Here is a 23,259-nt window from a genome sequence, read left to right as displayed (position 1 = left end):
CACGACTGCCCCGCCCCGTGGCCAGAGCGATTCGCCGGCTCCTTGAGCGAGCGCAGTGAGCCGGCCGGCGTGGGCCCCCGGTGGCAGCGTGGGAAGGGTGGGCGAGCGGGGCGCTCGCGGCGCCTCGCTCGCATCTCCCCCGAGCGACCGCAGTCGCGTCCCACGGCCCAAAGAGCCTCAATCGCGGCGGCGCGACGCCCAAGACGCCGCCGCGATCGAGAAGCCGATGAGCAACAGCGCCGATGGCTCGGGAACCGAGGTCGCTAGCGACGGCAGCATCTGCCCGAACTGCGAGACCCACAGGTCGTAGTCGGCCATGTCGACGACGCCGGCGCTGAGGCCGGTCTCATCGCCCTTGCCCATCAGGGCGTTGTTGTCGCCACCCAGGTTGTCACGCCAGACCGTGAAGTCGGCGGCGTCGACGATCCCGTTGCCGTTGTAATCGCCCAGCAGCACCGGGGCGCCGGTCGACGTCAGCGTGATCACGCTGTTCGAGCCCGTGCCGTAGTCGACCGTGTAGCCGGGGGTGACCGCGTCGAAGACGCCCGACAGCACGCCGTCGTAGCTGGCGATGACCCAGCTCGAACCACTCACGGCGCCGAGCAGAGAGACGTCGAGCGAATCGCCAATCGCGCTGAGGTCGAGGTCGCCCGCCACGTCGAGCACATCGGCCGTGGCGCCGAGCAGCTCGACCAAGAAGCCGCCCCCCTCTTCGAGGGTCAGGCCGCCGCCCAGCGAGCCATCGCCCGCGATGCGACCGCCATCGGCGACGGTCGTCATGCCGCCGCCGGTCTGATCGCCGTTGACGACCAGCACGCCGCCCTGCACTTCGGTCGAGCCGGTGTAGGTGTTGTCGCCCTCGAGGACCCAACGGCCCGAGCCCGTTTTCCTGATCCCGACCAAGCCGCCGTCCGATGCGTCGTCCACGAGCGGCGTGAGCGTGTTGTCGCCGCTGTTGTCGCCCGCCAGCGTAAGCTTGCGCTCCGGCGCCGGGCCGAAGCGAACCGTGGCGCCGTCGGCGAAAGCGACCGGACTTAGAACATGGTTCAGCCGGATTTGGTTCTTGTAGGCCGGGTCGTCGTGGTCGTTGTCGATGGGCCCCGACCTGCGGGAGACCGACCGGATCGTCACGCCCTCGGCGGGGATGAGTGGCTGCCCAAACACGTCCGTTCCGTCGGTGAAGAAGAGCATCCCCGGCACCAGGTCGTCGACATTGGTGAGGTTGACGACCTCGTCATTGAAGCTGGTGGGGAACGCCCCGCTGTTCACGTCGGCGGTCCGCTCTTCGGCGATGTCGACCCCCAGGGCAGCGCTCGAAGTGAACTCGACCGCCCCGCTGCCCGACGACTCGATGGTCGCGCCGCGGGTCCCGATGGTGAACAGCCGGTCGGTCGAGTCGCCGGAGCCGGCGTACTTGAGCGTGCCGGACTGGATGAACAGGTTGGCCTCGTCACTCGATGACGAGCCGATGCCGCTTGCGGCCCCGCCATTCGCCAAGTCTTCCACCGTGACCGTGGTGTGCTGGATCTCGGTGCCGCCGGAGTAGTCGTTGGTGTTGGTCAAAGCCACCTCGCCGCCGTTGATGGCGAGCAGCGAATTGGCGCCGGTCAGTTGGTTCGCGTTGGGCAAGGTGAGCGTGCCGACGCCGCCGCCGAGACGGTAGAGGTTGTCACGCGGCGTGATGGCGCCGGTGAAGACATTGCCATCCTCGTGGGCGGCGAGACTCATCAGCCCGGCTTTGTCCAGATTGCCGCCCGGGGCGAAGCTGATGTTTTGGTTGTACTCACCAACGCCTAGCATTAAGCCGCCGTCGTCGGCCAAGTAGGGATCCGAAGAGTTCACGTCGGTGCTGAAGAGATTGAGGAAGTCCGCGTTGCCAATCACTCCCGAGTCGACGCCGATGGCGCCGCCCCACGAGACAACCGAGTTGGTTCCGCCCGGGGCCGGGTCGAGCCCCAGGGCCGCGTTGTCGACGAAGTGGAGGTTGCCGCCCCGGATGTGCGTGTCGCCCGTGTAGGTGCTGGCGCCGCCAACGACCATCGTTCCCGACCCCGATTTGATCAGGTTGCCAGGCCCCGATTCGCCGGGCGGCACGGGGCCGATCGGATCGCCGTCGGACTCCACGTCGGCGGTGTCGTAGCGGTCGTGGAATCCGGCCGTCAGCACGGTCCGTCCCGAGCCTTCGTAATGCATGCCGCGTTGGAATTCACCGTCGTTCTCGGTGAAGGCGTAGTGCGGTCCGGAGAAGGTGAGCTGCTTGCCCTCTGCGATTTCGTTGTTGATCGAACGGACGTTCGTCTGCGTGACGAGCCCACTCCACTCGAGCGAGTGATCACCTCGGAAAGCCACGTTCTCTGTGATCACCAAGTTGTTGGAGATCACTCGCGCGTCGTCCGTCGAGAGGAAGTTGAAGCCCTCTTGCTGCTTCTGACCGCTGCCGCGAACGGTTCCCGTGCCCAGAGCGGTGTCGCTGCCGAGGTAGACGTTGGCGCGAGCGAGGGTGAAACCGCCCGTGAACGTGTTGTTGCCGCTGATGTACACGTCGCTCGACGGGAGCGTCGGCGCGGGAGAGGGATTGATCACGTCCGAATCGATGTGCTGATCCCAACCGACGAGCAGGCCGCCGCTGCCGCTGATGTCGCCCGTCAGGCGGATCGTGCCTTTTGGCGGCACACCGGGGTCGTTGTCGCCGTAGGTGTTGACCCGCAGGTCGCGATCCATGCCGTTAACCGGGTCGGTCAGGCTGATCGGACCGCTGATCGTCACCTCGGCGCCGTCGGTCAGGAAGCTGCTGATCGCCGCTTGAGCCCCCTCGATCTCGCTGACCGCTTCGTAACCGCCCGAGAGCACGATGCTCGTGTCGCCGTGGAACGCGACGCCTTCGTAATTGGTCAGGCTCGTGTTCGAGTCGCGGATCATCGCCGAGATCGTGTGCGGATTCGTCGCTCCTCCGGTGCTGTGGATGCGCACGCGTCCGAGGTTGTACCCGAGGTAGGGATTGTTCTCGCTGCCGTCGATGTTGTTGTCGTCGTCGTTCTGCAGCACGAGTATGCCCCCGCTGCTAGAAACCTCGACGTTCGCGGCCGGGTTGGTCGTGTTGAGCATCAGCTCAACGACGGTTTGATCCATCGCTCCGAGGTCGATGGTCGTGGAGGCGCCAACCGAGATGTTGGCGACGTCCTCGCCGCTGTTGGGCACGCCGCTGGGCGACCAGTTGGAAGGCGTCGTCCAGGATTGGGCGCCGGTTTGCCCGCTCTGCCACACAAACGTGTCGACCGCCAGTGCGTGAGTCGAGGTCAACGCAAGAAAGCTCGCCGCGAGAACCGAACGGTAGAAGATGCGCATCATGATAGCTAAGCCTCTTGAGGGTCCCTCTGTCAGAGAGTATCTGCACAAATGGTTGGGAGGAGTTCGCGTCCAACTCGAAGCGAGCCCTGTCTCAAAGCGGACAAGCGCACGCCAGCGACGACGACTTGGTAAACCGCGCTCGATCGAGCCTACGGGGAGACCGCCTAGGAGATCAAAGCAGCCGGAGAAACCACGAATACTGGGGAAAAGCAACAAACATGGGCCGAAAGTCCTTCTCACCACCGAACACAGCGTCGAGAACGCCTAGTAAGGCCTATCGAATCAACTGACTATGTTAAGGCGCCATAGATTCCTTCGTCCAATCGATGAGCCCCCATTTTAGGACGTCAATCGAAAGTGGCTACGACAAGCATGAACTAACCCAAACAGGGCAAATTCGCGAGAGCATCATCTTTTGATTATATTGCGGCGGAGTACGCCAAGGCAACCCACAGGCAATAAGTGCGTAGAAGATCTCGAAAGCAACGACGGTCTTAGTTGCTAAGACTTGTCTTAAAATAGGCGACGGCCCGCGAACCTTGAGAGATCGGCTGCCGTTACATTATAGAGTCAAGCGAATCCGAAACCACGCCTCTCGGCGTGCTGCCTCCTCCCAGCATTTCTTGGATGCCTTTTCGCTGGGACCAATCACGGACAACGACCTATTGGCGACCGCGTTTCTTGCGACCCTCTCACGGGTCGCCCACGTCGAAGCGCGAAGCAAGGAACATTTAGGAGCTCCCCTCATGCCTCATACCCTCCCCTCCCACGCCACGCCTCGAATCTTCCGTGGCGAACGGAGCGGCTTCACGCTCGTCGAGCTGCTGGTCGTGATCGCGATCATCGGCATTCTGGTGGCGCTCTTGTTGCCGGCCGTTCAGTCCGCCCGCGAGTCGGCGCGGCGTTCGCAATGCACCAACAACCTCAAGCAGATCGGCATCGCGTGCCAGATGCATGTCGACACCCACGGCATCATGCCCGCCGGGGGTTGGGGCTTCCGCATCATGGGCGACCCCGATCGGGGCGCCGGCGAGGATCAACCGGGCAGCTGGATTTACTCCCTCCTGCCGTTCATCGAGGAGGGCAATCTCGCCTCGATTGGCAAAGGCCTTAGCTTTGCGGATAAGGCGATCGCCTTGGAGAGCGTCTACACGACGCCGATCGCCGCGTTCATCTGCCCCAGCCGCCGCACCTCGGCGCCGATCGCCGTCAATCAGTACGTGGCGAACATCAACCCCCAGACGAACGGCGTTCCCAGCGACATCGGCAGCGTGGAGGCCCCGGCCTTCGCCGGCAAGTCGGACTACGCGATCAACGGCGGCGGGACGGTCATCATCCCCCCGATCGGCGGCAACACTTCCGCTGTCCAGTGCCTGACGAATGGCATGAATCACGATGAGTGCGCGGCCGAGGGCAAATTCACCCGAGAACTCGAAGCGATCCGTGAAGACTTCGACGGGATCGCGACGGAACGCACCGGCGTGAAGCTTACGCGGGTGACCGACGGCACGAGCCACACGCTGCTCGCCGCCGAGAAGATGCTGCTGACCAAGTTCTACAACTTCAACCCGACCGACCCGGACGAGACCAATCGCAACTCGGGCGACAACAATTCGATGTACGTCGGCTACGACTGGGACACCGTGCGGTTTGTCTCGAATTTCCCGGTCGGGTCGACTGACTCCAATCGCACCTTCTACACGCCGCAACCCGACAGCAATGAAGATTTGGGCGACACCCACTTCCGGAGCTTCGGCAGCGCCCACCCCGGTGGCGTTCAGGCGGTGCTGTGCGACGGGTCGGTGCACTCCTACACCTTTGGCGTGGAAGAGATCGTTTGGGAACGCCTGGGCCGCCGCAATGATGGCGAGCTCGTCTTGGAGTAGGACGCTTGAAGCCGTGGTCCCGGCGTGGGGCAAATCCCTTTGCGGGGCTTTCCGCTGAGGGGCTTTGCTGCCACCGGGGGCTTACGCCCCGCCGGCCGAGTGCTGGCGCCACCCGTGTTTCGAGGGGCGGGCCTAGAGAAAGGCAAACAGAGAGAAAGGCAAACAGAGAGAAAGGCAAACAGAATGAGCCCGGCGCGACTCGAACGCGCGACCCACGGATTAAAAGTCCGATGCTCTACCAACTGAGCTACGGGCTCGAACGCCCCTAGCCGGGACGAGTTTTCTGTTCGTCGAAGCCCCCTGGAACGGCCGATCACGCGATCGGCCCTCGCTCGGGCGAGTTGGGATTCTACCGCAGAGGCCCCCAGGGCAAAAGCCTGCGGCGTCCCAAGCGCCAGGACTCAGGGATCGTACCCCAAGTTCGGCGACAGCCAGCGGTGCGCCTCGGCCAGCGTCCAGCCCTTGCGCTGGGCGTAGTCCTCGACCTGATCGCGTGTCAGGCGGTCGACGGCGAAGTAGCGGGCCTCCGGGTGGCCGAAGTAAACGCCGCACACGCTCGCGGCCGGGTGCATGGCGAGCGACTCGGTGAGTTTGACGCCGGCCTGCTCTTCGGCGCTCAAGAGCTCGAAGATCGTCCGCTTCTCGGTGTGGTCCGGCTGGGCAGGGTAGCCGGGGGCCGGGCGGATGCCGCGGTAGCGTTCCTTGATCAGCTCCTCGGTCGAGAGCTTTTCGTCTTTGCCGTAGCCCCACTCCTTGCGGGCGCGGGCGTGGAGCCGCTCGGCGAACGCCTCGGCCAGGCGGTCGGCCAAGGCTTTGACCAAGATCGAGTTGTAGTCGTCGTGGTCGGCGTCGAACTCGGCGGCCATCTCGTCGCAGCCCAGACCGGCCGTGACGGCAAACGCGCCGACGTAGTCCTCGCGGCCGCTGTCGGCCGGGGCGACGTAGTCGGCCAACGAGCGGAAGTCGCTCTGCCCCTTGCGCTCCCACTGCTGCCTGAGGCAGTGCAGCCGGCAGACTTCGTCCTGGCGCGACCCGTCCTTGTAGAGCGCGATGTCTTCACCCACGGCGTTGGCGGGCCAGAAGCCGTACACGCCGTTCGCCCGCAGCAGCTTCTCGGCGATCAGGCGGTCGAGCAGCTCTTGGGCGTCGTCGAAGAGCTTCTTGGCTTCGACGCCGAGGTTCGGGTCCTTGAAGATCGCGGGGTACTTGCCCTTCATCTCCCAGGTCATGAAGAACGGCGACCAGTCGATCCACTCACGCAGCTCCGCCAGGTCGTAGTCCTCGAGCAAGCGCACGCCGGTGAACGAAGGGGTTGGCACGTCGGCCGCGGCCCAGTCGGTCGCGAAGTGCTTCTCGCACGCCTTGGCGAACGGGACGAGCGTGCCCGACTGCCGCTTGCGGTAGCTGGCGACGAGGTCGGCCTGCTTCTTGCGGTTCTCTTCGGCAAAGACCTCGCGGGAGTCGGGGCTGATGAGCTTCTCGACCACGCCGACCGAACGCGAGGCGTCGAGCACGTGGGCCACGAGGCCGGTGTACTCGGGGGCGATCTTCACGGCGGTGTGCTTGGCGCTGGTCGTGGCGCCGCCGACGAGCAGCGGTGTCTTCAGGCCACGGCGTTCCATCTCCCTGGCCACGAGCGCCATCTCGTCGAGGCTCGGCGTGATCAGGCCCGACAGGCCAATGAGGTCGACCCCTTCCTTGGCGGCGGTGTCGAGGATCGTCTCGGCGGCGACCATCACCCCCAGGTCGATCACCTCGAAGTTGTTGCAGCCGAGCACCACGCCGACGATGTTCTTGCCGATGTCGTGCACGTCGCCCTTCACCGTGGCCATGAGCACCTTGCCGCGGGCGCTGCTGGTCGCTTCGCCGCCGGCGTCTTGCTCCTTCTCCTCTTCCATGTAAGGCATGAGGTAGGCGACCGCCTTCTTCATCACGCGGGCCGACTTGACGACCTGCGGCAGGAACATCTTGCCCGCGCCGAACAGGTCGCCCACCACGCTCATGCCGGCCATCAGCGGGCCCTCGATCACGTGCAAACAGCGGTCGTACTGCTGGCGGGCCTCCTCGGCGTCCTCCTCGATGTGCTTGACGATGCCTTTCACAAGGGCGTGCTTGAGGCGTTCCTCAACCGTGCCGCTGCGCCAGGCGTCGTCTTGCACAGTTTGCTTGCCCCCCTGCCCTTTGAGCGTTTCGGCGAACTCGACGAGCTTCTCAGTCGGGTCGCCGCCGTCGGCAGGGGTGCGGTTGAGGATCACGTCCTCCACCAGCTCCTTGAGCCGCGGCTCGATCTCGTCGTACACCTCGAGCTGGCCGGCGTTGACGATCGCCATGTCGAGGCCCGCCTGGATGGCGTAGTACAGGAACACGCTGTGCATCGCCTCGCGCACCGGGTCGTTGCCGCGGAACGAGAAGCTGATGTTCGAGAGCCCGCCGGAGATCTTCACGCCGGGGCAGGCCGCCTTGATGCGGCGGGTCGCCTCGATGAAATCGACCGCGTAGTTGTTGTACTCCTCGATGCCGGTCGCGACGGTGAGGATGTTCGGGTCGAAGATGATGTCCTGGGGATTGAACCCGGCGCCCCCTTCGTCCACAGGCTTGATGAGCAGCTTGTAGGCCCGCTCGCAGATGCGGACTTTGTTGTCCTCGTCGGCAGCCTGGCCCTCCTCGTCGAACGCCATCACGACCACCGCGGCGCCGTAGCTGCGGCAGAGGGCGGCGCGGCGCAGGAACTCCTGCTCGCCGTCCTTGAGACTGATGGAGTTGACGATCGACTTGCCCTGCACGGCCTGCAGGCCGGCCTCGATGACGGTCCACTTGCTGCTGTCGATCATCACCGGCACGGCGGCGATGTCGCCCTCGCCGGCGATCAGACGCAAGAACTTGGTCATCACCGCCTCGGAATCGAGGAGGCCCTCGTCCATGTTCACGTCGATCACGTTGGCGCCGTTGGCCACCTGCTCGCGGGCGACCTCGATCGCCTCGTCGTAATTCTCCTCTTTGATCAGCCGCGCGAACTTGCGGCTGCCGGTCACGTTGGTCCGCTCGCCGATCATCAGGAAGTTCGAGTCGGGGCGCAACTCCATCGGCTGCGTGCCGCTGAGGCGCAAGCGCGGGGCGACCGTCGTGCGGCTGTGCGGCTTGGCCTCTTTGAGCCGGTCGGCGAACGCGGCGATGTGCTCCGGCCCGGTGCCGCAGCAGCCGCCGACGATGTTCACCCAGCCGTTGTCGGCGTACTCGCCGACCATCTTCGCCATGTCGGCGGGGCCCAAGTCGAACTGCCCCATCTCGTTCGGCAGGCCGGCGTTCGGGTGGCAGCTGACCCAGCAGTCGGCCGCCCGTTGCAACTGCTCGAGGTGCGGCCGCATGACGTCCGGACCGAGCGCGCAGTTCATGCCGACCGAGAGCATCGGGAAGTGGGCGACCGCGTTCCAGAACGCCTCGACCGACTGGCCCGAGACGAACGTGCCGCCCCCTTGGTCGAAGGTGCCGGAAACCATCACCGGCGCCCGCAGCCCGGTGGCGGCGAACGCCCGCTCGATGGCGAACAGGCACGCCTTGAGGTTGAGCGTGTCGATCACGGTCTCGGGCATCAGCAGGTCGACCCCCGCCTCGAGTAGCGCCGTGACCTGCATCTGGTACGAGTCGACCATCTGGTCGAATGTCACGTCGCGCGACGCGGGCTCTTCGACGCTGGTCGAGATCGCCATCTGCTTGGAGGTCGGCCCGATCGACGCCGCGGCGAATCGCGGCTTGTCGGGGTTCTGGTCGGTGAACTCGGCGCAAGCTTGCTTGGCGATCCTGACGGCGGCGGCGTTGATCTCGCGGCACAATGCCTCGGGGTCGTGGCCCGCACCCGCGAAGTCGAAGTCGAGCATGCCCACGGGGCTCGCGCCGAAGGTGTTCGTCTCGATGATGTCCGAGCCGGCGGTCAGGTAGCGGCGGTGGATCTCGAGGATCGCCTCCGGCTTGGTGACGCAGAGCAGGTCGCCGAAGTTCTTGAGGTCTTTGTGGTGCTCGGCGAACCGCTCGCCACGGACCTCGGCCTCGCCGATCCCCAGGGCCTGGATCTGGGTGCCGGTGGCGCCGTCCAAGATGAGGATGCGCTCGGCGAGCAGCGATTCGATCTGTTCGGTCTTGTCCGTGGTGGCTTCGAGCAGCATGGGCCTGCGGGCGGTGTCGGCGGGATACGGGCGAGTCGTCGCAGGAGTACGCCGCACGCGCAGCGACCCCTGGGGAAGACAGTATCGCCAGAAATGCGGTTCAGGCCTAGGCGGCTACCGCTTCAACGAAGAGACCGGCAAGCGGCGCTTCGGACGAAATACAAGAGAGGGGATGGGCCGATAAGAACCCGGCTAAGCGGCAAAAGGTCGCTCAGCGCCCGCGGCGGAGCGAGGCGACCACGCCCATCATGCCCGCCCAGACGAGGATCGCCGCCGGCTCGGGCGTGGCGCCGTAAACAGACAGATCGTCCACGCCGGCGATGCCGCCTCCCTCTCTGGCAATGTTGATCCTGCCGATGTAATCGCCGCCGCCGACTACGACGCCGAAGAACTCCGTTCCGTTGCCCGCGGCGTCGACCCCGGTGTAGCTCCCCAACACGGCGTTCGAGGTATCGAACACGGTTACGGTCACCAAGTCCGCCGACGCGTTGACGATGGTGTCGAAGCCAACGCTGAGAACGAGCGAGGAAGGCTCGAAAATCAGATCGAGGCTGTAGTTTGAGCTATTGCTATTAAAAAGCACGGCGGTCGATGTGACCCAAGCAAAGTTTTTAAGCACCGCCAGCCCAGCCGCAGGCGAGGGATCGGGGGTCGCCGCTCCAGCGCCGCCCTGGTTGTCTTGAATCGCCACCGGCACACCGATGCCGCCGCCGAATGGGCTCTCGGTGCTCGAGGGGCTCAGCGGGCCATCCATAAGGACAGCGCCCGTAACGCCGAGCGAGTTGTTCTCGAAATCCTCCATGCCGTACAGCAGCCCCTGGGCCGCGGCGTCGAAAGCGCTTGCGTCGATGTACGTTTGGATCGAAGCGAGACACGACGCCGGCCCCATGGCCAACAACGCCACGATCGCAGCGGCAAACCCGTAACACCGGAAGAGTGCAGGCAGGCAAGGCATGGTGAGCTCGTCGTTGTAGCAGTGCGGGAGAGTCGGCCCGATGCGGCCAATGAGACCGCCGGTGGTCCGGCTAACAACTTAATCGGCCCAGACTGGCGGGTCAAACAAATTGGCCCTTATTTCACAGCGTTTCTAGTGGGTCCTCGGGGTCTTTAGCTCACAAGCGAGGCGCCATTTGAGGGGGTCGTAAAATAAGGGCCATCGGCCAGAGGGGCGCTGCGCAAAACAAGGTCGGGCTATCGTAATCACTACCCCGAAGGTTCGACAAACCGCAACCGATCGGGCAGCATGAGAGGCCGCACGCCGCAATAAGCAACTTTTTCCCACTTCCGATCGAGCCGCGATGCAGGACCCCGCTCCAGCCCCCCGCCCGCGGCGTTTGCGATTCTCGCTGCGATCGCTGCTGCTCCTCTCCACGGTCGTGGCGTTGCTTTGCGGTGCGTTCGGCTGGTGGTGGGCGGCGACCGTGAAGAGCCGCATGCCACTCTACGAGAGGGCGGACAGCACCTACGCAGCCAGTTACTACGCCCCGGGCTACCGCGCGCCGGGCAACACGATCCGTATCGGACCGATGGTCCGCAACGACCGCGACGGCACGGTTCGGGCCGCCGAGAACGCGCCCGCAACGTTCAAGCCGAGCCTCTCTGCCGATTGCCTCGCCGCGGCGCCGTGGCTCGATGTGGCCCAGGTGGAGCTGACCTGCGTTCCCGGCGATTTCGAGGTGCGACGCTTGCGCGTCTTTGACCACCAGACGCACCGGATCTTGAGCGAGGACCGGGCGCCGCTCGGGTATCGCCACTACCCGCCGGGTCGGGTGACAAAAAACCACGTGGTGCGGCTGTTTGGTCTGGGCGAAGAGTTGCCCGAGTCGGTCGACGTGTGGCTCGACATCAAGAGCCGGCCGCCGGACAGCCCGACTTTCACGCTCGATCCGACCGTCGGGGCCGGGGTCCACAGCGGGGGCCTACGGATGCGCCTGATCGACCGGCGCGAGGGCAAATGGAACTGGCGCCCCAAGAAAGGCTTTCACGCCGACTTCGATCACCGCGGCGTCACCTTCTTGTATGAGTTGAGCGGCGCCCACACTTCGCCTTCCTCCTCGGGCGCGTGGTCGATCCTCGTGGTAGGAGCCGATGGTGAAGAAACGGAGCCGGGCTGGATGGGCGAAAGGCTCGAAGGGGGGCAACGAACTTTACTCATCGATCTGTCGCCCGACGAGATCGACCACTTCGTCATCCGTCCGTATGCCGAGCCGACCAAGTTCTTTTTCGCCGACGTGCCGCTCCCGGCCGCAAGCGGGCGGCCCTTTGCGCCGCCCCCGGTCGCTAGGGCGGCGATCGGCGGCGAGGAGTTCGACGCCATGCTGCCCGACTTCGCGCCGTTGGATGTGAGGCTGTCTGTGCGGCGCGGCTCTTGGGCAAACGGCGCGGCGTCCAACGTCGGCCGCAGCGCCGCCGTGCTAGCCCGAAACGGCGAGCCGGACGATCGCGACCGTGTGACGACTCTCGCCTACTGGACGCGCGGGGTCGCGGCAAGAATCGAGATGAGTCCGATCGGCGATAACTCTGCGATCGGTCGGAGCCACGGGGGCAGTGGCTCCAGCGGCGGCGAAAAACAAAGCACGGCGGGCTATGAGAAGTACATGGCGCCGCTCGAAGCGATCGACGAGGTCGAGGTGCGTCTGGCCCCCTAGCCGGCACGACTGGCGAGCTCGCTCGGGCTGGCGTCAACCGTCGCGGAGCCATTTGAGCGAACCCGCGGCGACGCCCTTGAACTTCGGGCGCTCGTCGAGCTTGCCCACGAACAGCGACTCGGGTTGAACGAGTCGTTTCAGGTCGTGGTACAGACGCGACTGCGTGTCCGTAGAGCGCACCAGGAAAAAGCCTTCGGCCAACTCCATGGCGTCGTGCGTGCGGCTGCTGCGCAGCTTGCTCAGCCGGGCGGCGCCATCCACGCGCACCACGTAGAGCTGGGTGACATCGGCGTCTGGCATCGTTCGCCTCCCTCGTCGCTCGAGAGTCGCAACATCCAGTGGCGGTCAGCGCTGCACACGCGCCGTGCCGCCCTTGGCGAGTTGCTCGACCTCGTCGAGCCGCGCGATCGACACGTCGCCCGGGAACGTCGTGAGCAACGCGCCGTGGGCCCAGCCCAAGCGGAGCGCCTGCTCAGGCTTCTCGCCGTTGAGCAGGCCGTAGATCACGCCCGAGGCGAAGCCGTCGCCGCCGCCGATGCGGTCCACCACGTCGAGCTTCATCGTGGGGCTGACGAACCGCTCGCCCTCGACCCACAGCACGGCGGCCCAGTTGTGGCGGTTCGTGGACTCGACTTCACGCAATGTCGTGGCCACGGCTTTGATATTAGGAAAATCGGCCTTCACGCGTTCGATCATCGCGAAGAACGCCTCGGGGTCGAGCTTCGACTTGGCGTGGACGTCCTGGCCCTCGTAGCCGAGGCCCAACTGCAGGTCTTCCTCGTTGCCGATCAGCACGTCGAGCTCGGCGGCGATCTTGCGGTTCTGCTCGATGCCGTGCTTCTCGCCCCCCTCGAGGGTCTTCCAGAGCTTGGCGCGGTAGTTGAGGTCGAACGAGCGGATCGCGCCCGCGGCGCCGGCCGCCTTCATGCCCTCGATGATCAGGTCGGAGGTGTTGGCGCCCAGAGCGGCGTAGATGCCGCCCGAGTGGAACCAGCGAGTCTTCGTTTCGCTGAAGATCTTCTTCCAGTCGAAGTCGCCCGGCCCCAGCATCGCGCCCGCTTCGTTGGCGCGGTTGTAGAAGACCACCGGGGCCCGCACGCCGAGGCCGCGGTCGCTGTAGACCGTGGCGATGTTCGGGCCGCGTACGCCGTCGTGCTCAAAGTGCTTGTAGAAGGGCCGAACGCCCATCTCCCGCACGCGGCCCTGCACCAGCTCGCCCATGCCGTAGTCGACCATCGCCGTGGCGACGCCCGTGCGCTGGCCGAAGCAGCTCGCCAGGTTGGCCGACACGTTGTACTCGCCGCCGGAGACGTGGATGTCGAGCGAGCGGGCGCGGCGGAACGGCTGGATCCCCGGATCGAGCCGCGTCACGAGCGAGCCGAGCGAGAGGAAATCGAGCTGGTTGTCGTTCGAGGGGTCGGCCGTGGGGACGTTGAGAGCGGGCATCAGGCGGCTTGCGTCGAGACGGAGGAAGCGGGCTGTAAGACGGTGAAAACCGCAGGATATACCCGCTCGGGCGGACCGTCAAAGGGCCGCTGACGCCGCGGTCAACCCTCGCCTTCGCAGCCCTGCTCCGAACATGATCGCGCCTAGCAACAAGGCGCCGCTGGCAGGCTCGGGGACGGGGGCGATGATTGAAAAGAGAAAAACCTGCCATGCGGACTCACTCGCCCGAGTGCCCGGATCGTAGCCAGGTTCGAGATAGAAGTCGGGATCGGGCTGGGCTGTGGCGGTGGCCCTCAGCGAGTACTCTCCCACTAGCAATCGACCGGAGGCATGTCCTTGCTGGCCGAGGTTGCTGAGGTCGGGAGTTGTTGGTCCGACCAACTCTAAAGCCATTTCAAGGCTAGAAGACCGATAGTGGGCTACGACAAAGGTCGCCTGCCTCGTGAGCTCGAACGAGTACTCGTAAGTTGCGGTGCTGGAGATTTCATCTCCGGGATCGATACTCGCGTAGCTGTTCACCGCCACCAAGGCTCCGAAAGACGAATGCTCGCTAATCGTCGCAACGTAAGGGGCAACGGAGGTGGTCGCCCGCGCCTGATCAAGAAAATTATGCTGGAGCACCTCCGCTCCAATCAAGCTCGAGGGGAGCGTGTCTCTCGGCTCGTAGCCGTTGTCACTGAGCGTTTGGGGCTGCTGGCCCAAGACGTCAAGTCGGACCTCGGCCGTCTGGGAGATGTTTGTGACGAAGGCGCGGCCCTCCGTCGGCGCCACCCCTAATCCGGCCAGACTCAGCACGGCCAGGCCTAGAGCGGAGATGGGTGGTAGGAATCGTGATCCCCCGCAGGTTGCGACTGCCATAAGCACCTCAGTTCGAAGTCGGAGGAAAACGGGTTTTAGCCGATATTGCGGTAGGCTACACGGTTCGCTTTGCCGCGGCCTACTTATTCCCACATCTTGTGCGGGCTATCACTTTTGACGGGTGATTCCGCCTCGAAAGCCGAGGCCCGCTCTCTCGCGCTGTATTGACCGTAGGGCGCTAGAGACCGATCATCAGCCCTACAGACGACTTAACGCGATTCCCCCCCACGCTCCGAAAGGACCCCCCCACCGTGGCTGATTCCTGCGATTTTGGCCTCATCGGCCTCGCCGTCATGGGCGAAAACCTGGCCCTGAACGTCGAGAGCCGCGGCAACAAGGTGGCGGTCTACAACCGCACGACCAGCGTGATGGAGGATTTCATCAACGGCCGGGCCAAGGGCAAGGCGTTCGTCGGCTGCGAGACGCTCGAGAAACTCGTCGAATCGTGCGCCACGCCGCGCAAGATCATGATCATGGTCAAGGCGGGACCGGCCGTGGACGCCGTGATCGACTCGCTCAAGCCGCTGCTGTCGCCGGGCGACATCATCATCGACGGCGGCAACACCTACTACGCCGACACCGAGCGGCGCACCAAGGAAGTCGAGGAGGCGGGCTTCCTCTACTCTGGCACCGGCGTCTCCGGCGGTGAAGAAGGCGCCCTGCTGGGCCCCAGCCTCATGCCGGGCGGCTCGCCCGACAGCTGGCCGATCCTCAAGCCGATCTTCCAGGCGATCGCCGCCAAGGTCGGACCGAACAACGACATCCCCTGCTGCGAGTGGGTCGGCCCCCGCGGCGCCGGGCACTACGTCAAGATGGTGCACAACGGCATCGAGTACGGCGACATGCAGCTGATCTGCGAGGCGTACGCCATGCTCAAAGAGGGCCTGGGGCTCTCGAACGACGAGCTGTACGACGTCTTCGCCGAGTGGAACACCGGCGAGCTCGACAGCTACCTGATCGAGATCACGCGCGACATCTTCAGCGTCAAAGACGAAGACGGCTCGTACATGGTCGACAAGGTGCTCGACCGCGCCGGCGCCAAGGGCACCGGCAAGTGGATGAGCCAGCTGGCCTTAGACTTGGGCGTCCCCAGCACGCTAGTGACCGAGGCCGTTTACGCCCGCGGCCTGTCGTCGCGCAAGGAAGAGCGAGTGAAGGCGAGCAAGGTGCTCAAGGGGCCAAGCCCCGCCTACTCGGGCGACAAGAAGGAATTCATCGAGCAGGTCCGCCAGGCGCTCTACGCCTCGAAGATCGTCAGCTACGCCCAGGGCTTTGTGCAGCTGCAAGCGGCCGCGGCCGAGCACGATTGGCCGCTTAACTACGGCGACTGCGCGATGCTGTGGCGTGGCGGCTGCATCATCCGGGCGGTGTTCCTCGACCGCATCAAAGAGGCGTTCGACGCCAACCCGAAGCTCGAAAACCTGCTGTTGGCGCCGTACTTCGGCGAGGCGGTCGACAAGGCGCAAGACGCCTGGCGGCACGTGGTGTCGCAGGCCGCGCTCTTGGGCATCCCGACCCCGGCGTTCTACACCGCGCTGGCGTACTACGACGGCTTCCGCCGCGAGACCGTGCCGGCCAACCTGCTGCAAGCCCAACGCGACTACTTCGGCGCCCACACCTACGAGCGCGTCGACAAGCCGCGTGGGGAGATGTTCCACACGGAGTGGCTTGATCTGCGTAAGGACCCTTCGTGAGGCTTAGTAGTTCACCACAGAGAACACAGAGAGCACGGAGAGTGCTCTCTGTGTTTTTCTCTGTGTCCTCTGTGCTCTCTGTGGTTAATCCCCCATGCCCCACACGTTTGTCATCTTCGGCGCCTCCGGCGACCTCACCAGCCGCAAGCTGATCCCCGCGCTCTACAACCTGCGGCGCAAGGGGCGGCTGCCGGAGGACGCCAAGATCGTCGGCGTGAGCCGCACGCCCTTCTCGCACGAGGATTGGCGCAAGGAGCTCACCGAGACCACCGCAAAGTTTACCGGCGACCTGTTCGACGCCGCCCTCTGGGAAGAGTTCTCGCAGAGCATCTACTACCAGCCGGGCGACATCGGCCAGGACGAGGATTTCGCGAAGCTCGCCGCTTTCCTCGACGAGCTCGAAGGGGGCGAGCCTTCGACGCGCGTCTATTACCTGTCGACCGCGCCGCGGTTCTACGGGCAGGCGTGCGAGCGGTTGGGCAAGGCGGGCTTGGCCGACGAGACGAACGGCGAGCGCCGCGTCGTGATCGAGAAGCCGTTCGGCACCGACGGCGCCTCGGCCCGCGAGCTGAACAAGACCGTCCACTGCGCGTTCGACGAGCACCAGGTCTACCGCATCGACCACTACCTCGGCAAAGAGACGGTGCAGAACCTGATGGTGCTGCGGTTCGCCAACACCATCTTCGAGCCGGTCTGGAACCGCAACTACATCGACCACGTGCAGATCACCGTGGCCGAGGAGGTGGAGGTCGGCAAGCGGGCCGGCTACTACGACTCGGCCGGCGTGGTGCGCGACATGTTCCAGAACCACATCTTGCAGCTGCTGATGATCACGGCGATGGAGGCCCCCATCCGCTACGCCGCCGACCCGGTGCGCGACGAGAAGGTGAAAGTGCTGCAGGCGGTCCGCACGATGTCGGCCGACGAGGTGAAGACCAGCACGATGCGCGGCCAGTACCGCGGCTACACCGCGGAGGAAGGGGTCGACGCCCGCAGCCGCACGGCGACGTTCGCCGCGATGAAGCTGTCGATCGACAACTGGCGTTGGCAGGGCGTGCCGTTCTACCTCAGGAGCGGCAAGGCGATGAGCTGCCGCACGACGCAGATCGTGATCCAGTTCCGCGAGCCGCCGCACATGCTGTTCGACGACGGCCCGCGCAGCGTGTCCGAGGCGAACCGGCTCGTGATCCAGGTGCAGCCGAACGAGGGGATCCAGATGCACTTCGAGACCAAAGTGCCCGACCAGGGCATGAAGATGCGTCAGACCGACCTCGACTTCAACTACCAGCGCGAGTTTCGCGGCACGATGCCCGAGGCGTACGAACGGCTGCTGCTCGACGCGCTCGAGGGCGACGCGAGCCTGTTCGCACGCGCCGACGAGGTCGAGGCCGCCTGGGCGATCTGCGACCCGATCCTTCATGCCTGGGCCGAACGCGACCGCCCGACGCTCTACATGTACGACCCCGGCTTCTGGGGTCCGGAAGAGAGCACCGAGTGGATGTACCAAGAAGGCCGGCAGTGGTTTGATATCTGCCCGGTGATTAAGTGATGAGAAGCGGTCAGCTGTCAGCGTTCAGCTGTCAGCTCCCTAAGCCCCTCCCAACCAGGGGAAGGGGATTACAAGAAAACTGACCGCTGAAAGCTGATCGCTGAAAGCTCCCCCCCATGTTCACCGGCCTTGTTCAATCACTCGCCGAAGTCGTCGCCATCGAGCCCGAGGGGCCCGGTGTGCGCCTCACGGTGCGCGATCGGGCGATCGCCGAGGCGGTCGCGCTGGGCGACAGCGTTAGTGTGAACGGTTGCTGCCTGACGGTGGTCGCCCGCGAGGGCGTGGACATGGCGTTCCAGGCGGGCGAGGAGACGCTCTCCCGCACCACGCTCGGCGAGCTGAAGGCGGGCGACCGGGTCAATCTCGAGCCGTCGCTGCGGGCCGGCGACCAGCTTGGCGGGCATTACGTGGCGGGGCATGTCGACTGTGTCGGCGTGGTCGACGCCCGCGAGGAAGACAGCGAGTGGGCCAAGTTTTACTTCCAGGTCCCCGCCGAGCAGATCCGCCAGATGGCGAGCAAGGGCTCGGTGGCGGTCGACGGCGTGAGCCTCACGCTGGTCGATGTGGAAGACAACAAGGAGGGGGGCCGCTTCTCCGTCGCCCTGATCCCCCACACCCTGGGCGCCACGACCATCGGCGCCCGCGGGGTCGGCGACCGGGTGAACATCGAGACCGACCTGCTGGCGAAGTACGTCGAGCGCCAGCTCGCGGCCCGGTAGCCCTGCGTCGAGCGCCAGCTCGCAGGCCGATAACACTGCGTGGAGCGGCAGCTCGCGGGCCCATAACCCTGCGTCGAATGGCAATTTGCGGGCCGTCAGGGCTAGGATCGCGTCGCCCCGCAGGATACGGTTGTGTAGCCATTTGCCGGTAGCCGACGAGCTACGCTCGTCGGAAGCGCCACGGGTGACATTGCCTTTGATTCCCCCGACGAGCGTAGCTCGTCGGCTATCGCCCCCACGCTCACGATCCCCCCCTCCCCCCTGCCCCGCCCCGCGCCTGTGCCACCTCCGCTTCAGACCAAGTCGTTCCTCATGCAGAAGCTCCGCGAAATCGGCGTTGAGCCGGCTTCGCGCCATGGGCAGAACTTCTTGATCGACATGAACCTGGTGCGGATGATCATCAGTTCGGCCGACCTGGGACCCCAAGACGTGGTGCTCGAGATCGGCACCGGCACCGGGTCGCTCACCACGCTGATGGCCCCCGAGGCGGGCCGCGTGGTGACGGTCGAGATCGACGGCCACCTGTACGAGCTCGCCAGCGAGCAGCTGCTGCGGTTCGGCAACGTCACGCAGCTGCGCTGCGACGCGCTGAAGAACAAGAACCGCTTCGCGCCAGAGGTGATGGACGCCGTGGGCGACGCCCTGGCCGACCTGCCCGACTCGCGGCTCAAGCTCGTGGCCAACCTGCCGTACAACGTGGCGACGCCGATCCTCTCGAACCTGCTGCTGTGCGAGCACACGCCGCACACGATGGTCGCGACGATCCAGAAAGAGCTGGCCGACCGGCTCGTGGCCAAGCCGTGGAGCAAGGACTACGGCGCGCTGAGCGTGTGGATGCAGGCGCAGTGCACGACCGAGGTCGTGCGCGAGATGTCGCCCAAGGTCTTCTGGCCAATGCCCAAGGTCACCTCGGCGATCGTGCGGATCATCGTTGACCCGGAGCGGCGGGCGGCGATCCCCGACCTGAAGTTCTTCCACCAGTGGATCAAGGCGATCTTCCTGCACCGCCGCAAGTTCTTGCGTGCGAACGTCGTGTCCGCGCTCAAGCAGCACGCCACCAAGGAGCAGGTCGACGTGCTGCTCGACGAGATGGAGTTCGCCCCCGACACCCGCACCGAGCAGCTCGACATCCCCACGCTGCTGCGCTTCACCGAGAAGGTGCGGGCCCTGGCGCCCGACTGGGGGCTGTGAGAGGCCGCGGTCGGCCTTCACCTCTTGCGGGCTCAGGGTGGGCGGCGTCAGTGAACAACCGGCGGTGGTAAAGATTCCGGGTCAGGCGAGGCGGGCGGTGCCCGCCGGGCATCAGTCGCTCGGCTGTCTCAGAAGCTTGCCGCGTCGAGGCTTGCCACGGCTTCGCCGGTTGGTCATTCTAGGGCCCACGAGCGTCTTTTCCCTCATCCTTTTTTAGCTACTAAGGCCACCGATGGCGGACCAAGCTTCCACAAGCGGCGAATCCTCGGGCGGTGAGTTCGAACGCGAGCCCGTGCCCAAGAGCGCCCTGCTGGGCGACGGCAAGTTCTGGGGCATGTACGCCGGCGAGCACTGCGCGGGGACCGAGTTCATGATCGGCCCGCTGTTCCTGGCGGCCGGGGCGAGCCTGCAAGACGTGTTTGTCGGCCTGCTGCTGGGCAACCTGCTGGCGGTGCTCACCTGGCGCTACCTGGTGGCCCCGATCGCGCTGAGCAAGCGGCTCACCCTCTACTACCAGCTCGAGCGGATCGCCGGCGGCTCGCTCGTGAAGCTTTACAACGTCGTGAACGGCGTGCTGTTCTGCTTCTTGGCGGGAGCGATGATTACGGTCTCGGCCAGCGCGGTGGGCATCCCGTTCAACGTCTTCTACGAGGTCCCCAGCGAGACGTTTGGGCTCGGCGCCCCGTCGTTCACGCTGATCTGCGTGCTGGTCGGCGTGGTGATCACGGCCGTGGCGGCCGGCGGCTACGAGCGGGTCGCCCGCATGGCCAACCTCGCCGCGCCGTGGATGATCGTCGTGTTCGCCTCCTGCGGCGTCGTGTCGCTCGGCCAGATGGAGGTGAGCGGCTGGGGCGACCTGACGCAGAAGTGGGACGAGGCGATCGCGTTCGTCCAGGCGCGCAACGGCGAGAACGCCTTCCCGTTTTGGCAGATCGTCGTGTTCGCCTGGCTCTGCAACGGGGCGATGCACTTCGGCATGGCCGACCTGTCGATCTTCCGCTTCGCCAAGAACAAGTCGGCCGGCTGGGCGCCGGCGATCGGCATGTTCCTCGGCCACTACATGGCCTGGATCGCCGCCGGGCTGCTGCTGGCCGCCTCGATGCGGGTGTCGACCGACGCCTACCCGCTCGACGCCGGCGTGTCGGTCAATCCCGGCCTGCTCACCTGGGACGCGATCGGCTGGACCGGCATCCTGTGCGTGGTGATCGCCGGCTGGACGACGGCCAACCCGACGATTTACCGCGCCGGATTGGCTTTCCAGGGCGTGGCGCCATGGATGCCGCGTGTCTTGGCCACGATCATTGCCGGCGCGGTGGCCACCGCGGCGGGGATCTTCCCCAACCTGTCGGCGAAGCTGCTCGATTTTGTCGGCACCTACGGCACGGTCCTCGGCCCGATGGGCGCCATCATCTTCGTCGACTTCTACCTGATGAAGCGTTTCGGGCTGGCCGACGAATACGCCGCCCGTGCCGGATCGGGCATCAACCCCGCGGTCCTTCTCGCTTGGGGCCTGCCGGTGCTTGTAGCGCTTTACCTGATCTACTGGCAGGGGCTGTTCGCCGCCTACGCGGTCATTCCGTGCTGGCTGACCTGCGGGGTGCTCTACCTGCTGATCAGCAAGTTCACGCAGTCCAAGCTGCCGGTCGACGCTTGAGCCTCCTCTTTTCCTTACAGCAATAAGATTCCGATGAAGCCAATCGCCAAGATCGTGTCGCGTGTGTGCCTGCTGCTGGCGATCGCCTCGCCGCTGCTCTACCTAGCGGGCAGCGTGTCGCTCGAGCTGAACAAGACCTTGATGCTCATCGCCACGGTCGGCTGGTTCGCCGGCGCCGCGGCCGCCAGCTACGGCGGCAAAACCCAGCACACGCTCGAGCCGGATAAGGCTGTCATTTGAAGTCGGCATCGCTCATGCCGGCGCTTCGGCGTGCTGCGTCGCACCAGCGGTGAGGCGCTCAACATCCTCCCCTGACCACCGGCCGTTGGCCTGCGCCGCTCACTCCCAGTCCAGGTGCAGCAGCCCGTGCCAGTCGTCGGTCTCGGCCAGCCGCCTGAGCGCGGCGGTCCGGTCGGCCAGCTCGGGCACACGGCTCTCGTGCGTCTCGACGAACGTCGCGTCGCTGAGCTGGAGCGAGCCGTCTTCTAGCATCGCCTCCAGCAGCGGCACCTCGGCGCCCTCGATGTCGATCTTGAGGATCGCCACCCGCGAACCGAGCTCCTTCATAAACGCCAAGAAGTCGATCTGCTGGACCTCGACGTAGCTGTTGGGGTCGATGTTCACCTTGTCGGCGAAGACCGACGAGCTGAGCGACGCCGACTCGGGCGAGTCATCGAACCCCGGCTTGCGGTAGAGCTTGATCGAGCCCTCACACGTGCCCACGGCCGCGTTGTGCAGCACCACGTTCGGCAGGTCGGACGTGTTCTGCTTGAGCCGCGAGAACGAGTACGGATCGGGCTCGAACGCGTGCACGGTCGAGCCGCGCTCGGCGAGCATGCGGGTGAACAGCCCCACGTTGGCGCCGCAGTCGATCACCGTGTCGGCCGGCGTCAGCTGGCGGACCATCTTGTCGAACAGGTAGCGGGTGGACCAGCCGGCGTGGCCGAACCGTCGCTTGTAGAGCCGCCATTTGATCGCCTTGACCCAGAACTGGTCCTTGAGCCGTTGGCGCGGCAAGTGAGGCCCGCCGGTCGAGGCGACGCCCAAGGGCGTGCTGGTGCTGGACGATAGATCGTGGCTGGCGTGGGCGGTGCTCACGGTTGGTCCCTCGGTCGACGGATTGGCGGCTGCCCCCTGGCAGGCGCGGGCGGCGAGAGTACACGAACCGCCGCGGGCGGCTCAAGAGCGATCCCACGGCTCGTCCGCCGCCCCGCCGGGCGGCGCAACCCGAGTCTCAGGACCGGGTTGGTGTTGACGCCATACCGCGAATCAACTTCACTCCCGACCCGAGCGGACAGCCGCCGCCGCCGGGCATTCGCGAGGCGGACAGAATCGCCCAAACCGGGGGCGTTTGAACAAGAAAAGACGCCCGGAGACCAGCAATATGCAGTTCACCACCGCCCCGCCGCCGGCTCCCTCGCTCAGCCGCTGGTGGCGTCTCTGCCGGCAGTTCCCCGGCGTCAGCACGATCCGCAAGCTCGAGTACGAGCTGCTCGAGCGGCTCGACCTGTCGGGGCGGGTGCTCGACGTCGGTGGGGGCGAGAAATCGCTCTACATCAAGCGGCTCCCGCAGGGCATCGACTACTCGTCCGTCAACATCGATCCCGACGCAGAGCCCACTTGGCTTGTCGAACCGGGAGACCCGCTCCCGATTGAAGACGCGGCGTTCGACAAGTGCCTCTCGCTCAACACGCTTGAACACGTCTTCGACCCGCAGCAGATCCTCGAGGAGATGCATCGCGTTCTGCGCCCCGGGGGCGTTGTCTACATCACCGTTCCCTGGATGTTCCGCATCCACGGCCACCCGGACGACTTCCACCGCGTGACGCCAAGCTGGTGGCGGCAGGCGCTGGCCGAGATCGGCTACAGCCGGGCGACCGTCACCCCGCTCATCTGGGGTCGGGCGGCGATGGGCCTGAACATGACCGGCGGCGGCAAGCTGCGGCGCCACGCGGCCCACGCGTGGGACTCGATCGGCGCGTCGCTCTACTTCCGTCGCGGGGTATACGACGGACAGCGCGGCGAGCGGATTTGCAACATCGCCGAAGGCCACTTTATCTCGGCGATCAAGTAGCCGTCACGCAGCCGTCAGCCCCCCAAGGACAC

At 65.5% G+C, this 23,259-nt stretch carries 16 protein-coding genes and 1 tRNA gene; 9 read left to right on the top strand and 8 right to left on the bottom strand.

The annotated features are described in order from the left end of the window. Nucleotides 1–177: 177 nt before the first annotated feature. Nucleotides 178–3,348, bottom strand: a complete 3,171-nt coding sequence (locus Mal64_RS17030) for an autotransporter-associated beta strand repeat-containing protein (RefSeq protein ID WP_146402539.1) — start codon at nucleotides 3,346–3,348, stop codon at nucleotides 178–180. A gap of 746 nt (nucleotides 3,349–4,094) precedes the next feature. Here Mal64_RS17030 and Mal64_RS17025 point away from each other — a divergent pair. Further along, nucleotides 4,095–5,234 carry a DUF1559 domain-containing protein gene (locus tag Mal64_RS17025; RefSeq protein ID WP_146402537.1) on the top strand — a complete coding sequence of 380 codons (1,140 nt, stop codon included), beginning with the start codon at nucleotides 4,095–4,097 and terminating at the stop codon, nucleotides 5,232–5,234. Between the two features lie 184 nt (nucleotides 5,235–5,418). Here the strand turns inward: Mal64_RS17025 and Mal64_RS17020 are convergent. The 3 genes from Mal64_RS17020 to Mal64_RS17010 form a co-directional block, all read right to left on the bottom strand. Next, nucleotides 5,419–5,491: transfer RNA gene (locus Mal64_RS17020), tRNA-Lys, on the bottom strand. 144 nt (nucleotides 5,492–5,635) lie between these two features. Beyond that, nucleotides 5,636–9,394 (bottom strand): methionine synthase, encoded by a 3,759-nt coding sequence (gene metH / locus Mal64_RS17015; protein WP_231993825.1) that lies wholly within the window; start codon nucleotides 9,392–9,394, stop codon nucleotides 5,636–5,638. A 211-nt stretch (nucleotides 9,395–9,605) separates the two neighbouring features. Next, nucleotides 9,606–10,349 carry a hypothetical protein gene (locus tag Mal64_RS17010; protein WP_146402535.1) on the bottom strand — a complete coding sequence of 248 codons (744 nt, stop codon included), beginning with the start codon at nucleotides 10,347–10,349 and terminating at the stop codon, nucleotides 9,606–9,608. A 343-nt stretch (nucleotides 10,350–10,692) separates the two neighbouring features. Here Mal64_RS17010 and Mal64_RS17005 point away from each other — a divergent pair, with 343 nt between their 5' ends. Then, nucleotides 10,693–12,042 carry a hypothetical protein gene (locus Mal64_RS17005; RefSeq protein ID WP_146402533.1) on the top strand — a complete coding sequence of 450 codons (1,350 nt, stop codon included), beginning with the start codon at nucleotides 10,693–10,695 and terminating at the stop codon, nucleotides 12,040–12,042. A gap of 33 nt (nucleotides 12,043–12,075) precedes the next feature. On the opposite strand, the gene Mal64_RS17000 is transcribed toward Mal64_RS17005, so the two are convergent. From Mal64_RS17000 to Mal64_RS16990, 3 genes are all read right to left on the bottom strand, one after another. Further along, the gene (locus tag Mal64_RS17000; protein WP_146402531.1) at nucleotides 12,076–12,342 is read right to left on the bottom strand and encodes a hypothetical protein; all 267 of its coding nucleotides are present in this window, start codon (nucleotides 12,340–12,342) and stop codon (nucleotides 12,076–12,078) included. A 45-nt stretch (nucleotides 12,343–12,387) separates the two neighbouring features. Further along, the gene (locus Mal64_RS16995) at nucleotides 12,388–13,488 is read right to left on the bottom strand and encodes a sugar kinase (RefSeq protein ID WP_146402529.1); all 1,101 of its coding nucleotides are present in this window, start codon (nucleotides 13,486–13,488) and stop codon (nucleotides 12,388–12,390) included. A 78-nt stretch (nucleotides 13,489–13,566) separates the two neighbouring features. Then, nucleotides 13,567–14,346, bottom strand: coding sequence for a PEP-CTERM sorting domain-containing protein (locus Mal64_RS16990; RefSeq protein WP_146402527.1), 780 nt, complete (start codon nucleotides 14,344–14,346; stop codon nucleotides 13,567–13,569). Between the two features lie 251 nt (nucleotides 14,347–14,597). Between Mal64_RS16990 and gnd the strand changes: the two genes are divergently transcribed. The 6 genes from gnd (at nucleotide 14,598) to Mal64_RS16960 (ending at nucleotide 21,393) form a co-directional block, all read left to right on the top strand. Continuing rightward, on the top strand, nucleotides 14,598–16,040 hold the full coding sequence (gene gnd, locus Mal64_RS16985) for a decarboxylating NADP(+)-dependent phosphogluconate dehydrogenase (RefSeq protein ID WP_146402525.1): 1,443 nt from the start codon (nucleotides 14,598–14,600) through the stop codon (nucleotides 16,038–16,040). 94 nt (nucleotides 16,041–16,134) lie between these two features. Further along, nucleotides 16,135–17,589 (top strand): glucose-6-phosphate dehydrogenase, encoded by a 1,455-nt coding sequence (gene zwf, locus Mal64_RS16980; RefSeq protein ID WP_146402523.1) that lies wholly within the window; start codon nucleotides 16,135–16,137, stop codon nucleotides 17,587–17,589. A 116-nt stretch (nucleotides 17,590–17,705) separates the two neighbouring features. Further along, nucleotides 17,706–18,308: a riboflavin synthase gene (locus Mal64_RS20235; protein ID WP_231993823.1), complete on the top strand. Its 603-nt coding sequence runs from the start codon at nucleotides 17,706–17,708 to the stop codon at nucleotides 18,306–18,308. A 279-nt stretch (nucleotides 18,309–18,587) separates the two neighbouring features. Beyond that, entirely contained in the window at nucleotides 18,588–19,499 is a 912-nt protein-coding gene (rsmA, locus tag Mal64_RS16970; RefSeq protein ID WP_231993821.1) for a 16S rRNA (adenine(1518)-N(6)/adenine(1519)-N(6))-dimethyltransferase RsmA, read from the top strand. Between the two features lie 232 nt (nucleotides 19,500–19,731). Further along, on the top strand, nucleotides 19,732–21,153 hold the full coding sequence (locus Mal64_RS16965; RefSeq protein ID WP_146402521.1) for a purine-cytosine permease family protein: 1,422 nt from the start codon (nucleotides 19,732–19,734) through the stop codon (nucleotides 21,151–21,153). A gap of 33 nt (nucleotides 21,154–21,186) precedes the next feature. Further along, nucleotides 21,187–21,393, top strand: a complete 207-nt coding sequence (locus Mal64_RS16960) for a hypothetical protein (protein WP_146402519.1) — start codon at nucleotides 21,187–21,189, stop codon at nucleotides 21,391–21,393. A gap of 99 nt (nucleotides 21,394–21,492) precedes the next feature. Here Mal64_RS16960 and Mal64_RS16955 read toward each other — a convergent pair whose 3' ends face one another. Then, a complete protein-coding gene (locus Mal64_RS16955; RefSeq protein WP_146402516.1) occupies nucleotides 21,493–22,251 on the bottom strand; it encodes an FkbM family methyltransferase in 759 nt (252 codons plus the stop codon). Nucleotides 22,252–22,537: 286 nt separating this feature from the next. Between Mal64_RS16955 and Mal64_RS16950 the strand changes: the two genes are divergently transcribed. Beyond that, complete coding sequence (locus tag Mal64_RS16950) at nucleotides 22,538–23,227, top strand: class I SAM-dependent methyltransferase (protein ID WP_146402514.1); 690 nt, start codon at nucleotides 22,538–22,540, stop codon at nucleotides 23,225–23,227. Nucleotides 23,228–23,259 lie beyond the last annotated feature (32 nt).

It is taken from the genome of Pseudobythopirellula maris (assembly GCF_007859945.1).
GTDB lineage: Bacteria > Planctomycetota > Planctomycetia > Pirellulales > Lacipirellulaceae > Pseudobythopirellula > Pseudobythopirellula maris.
This window is presented reverse-complemented; position numbering and strand designations above follow the sequence as displayed.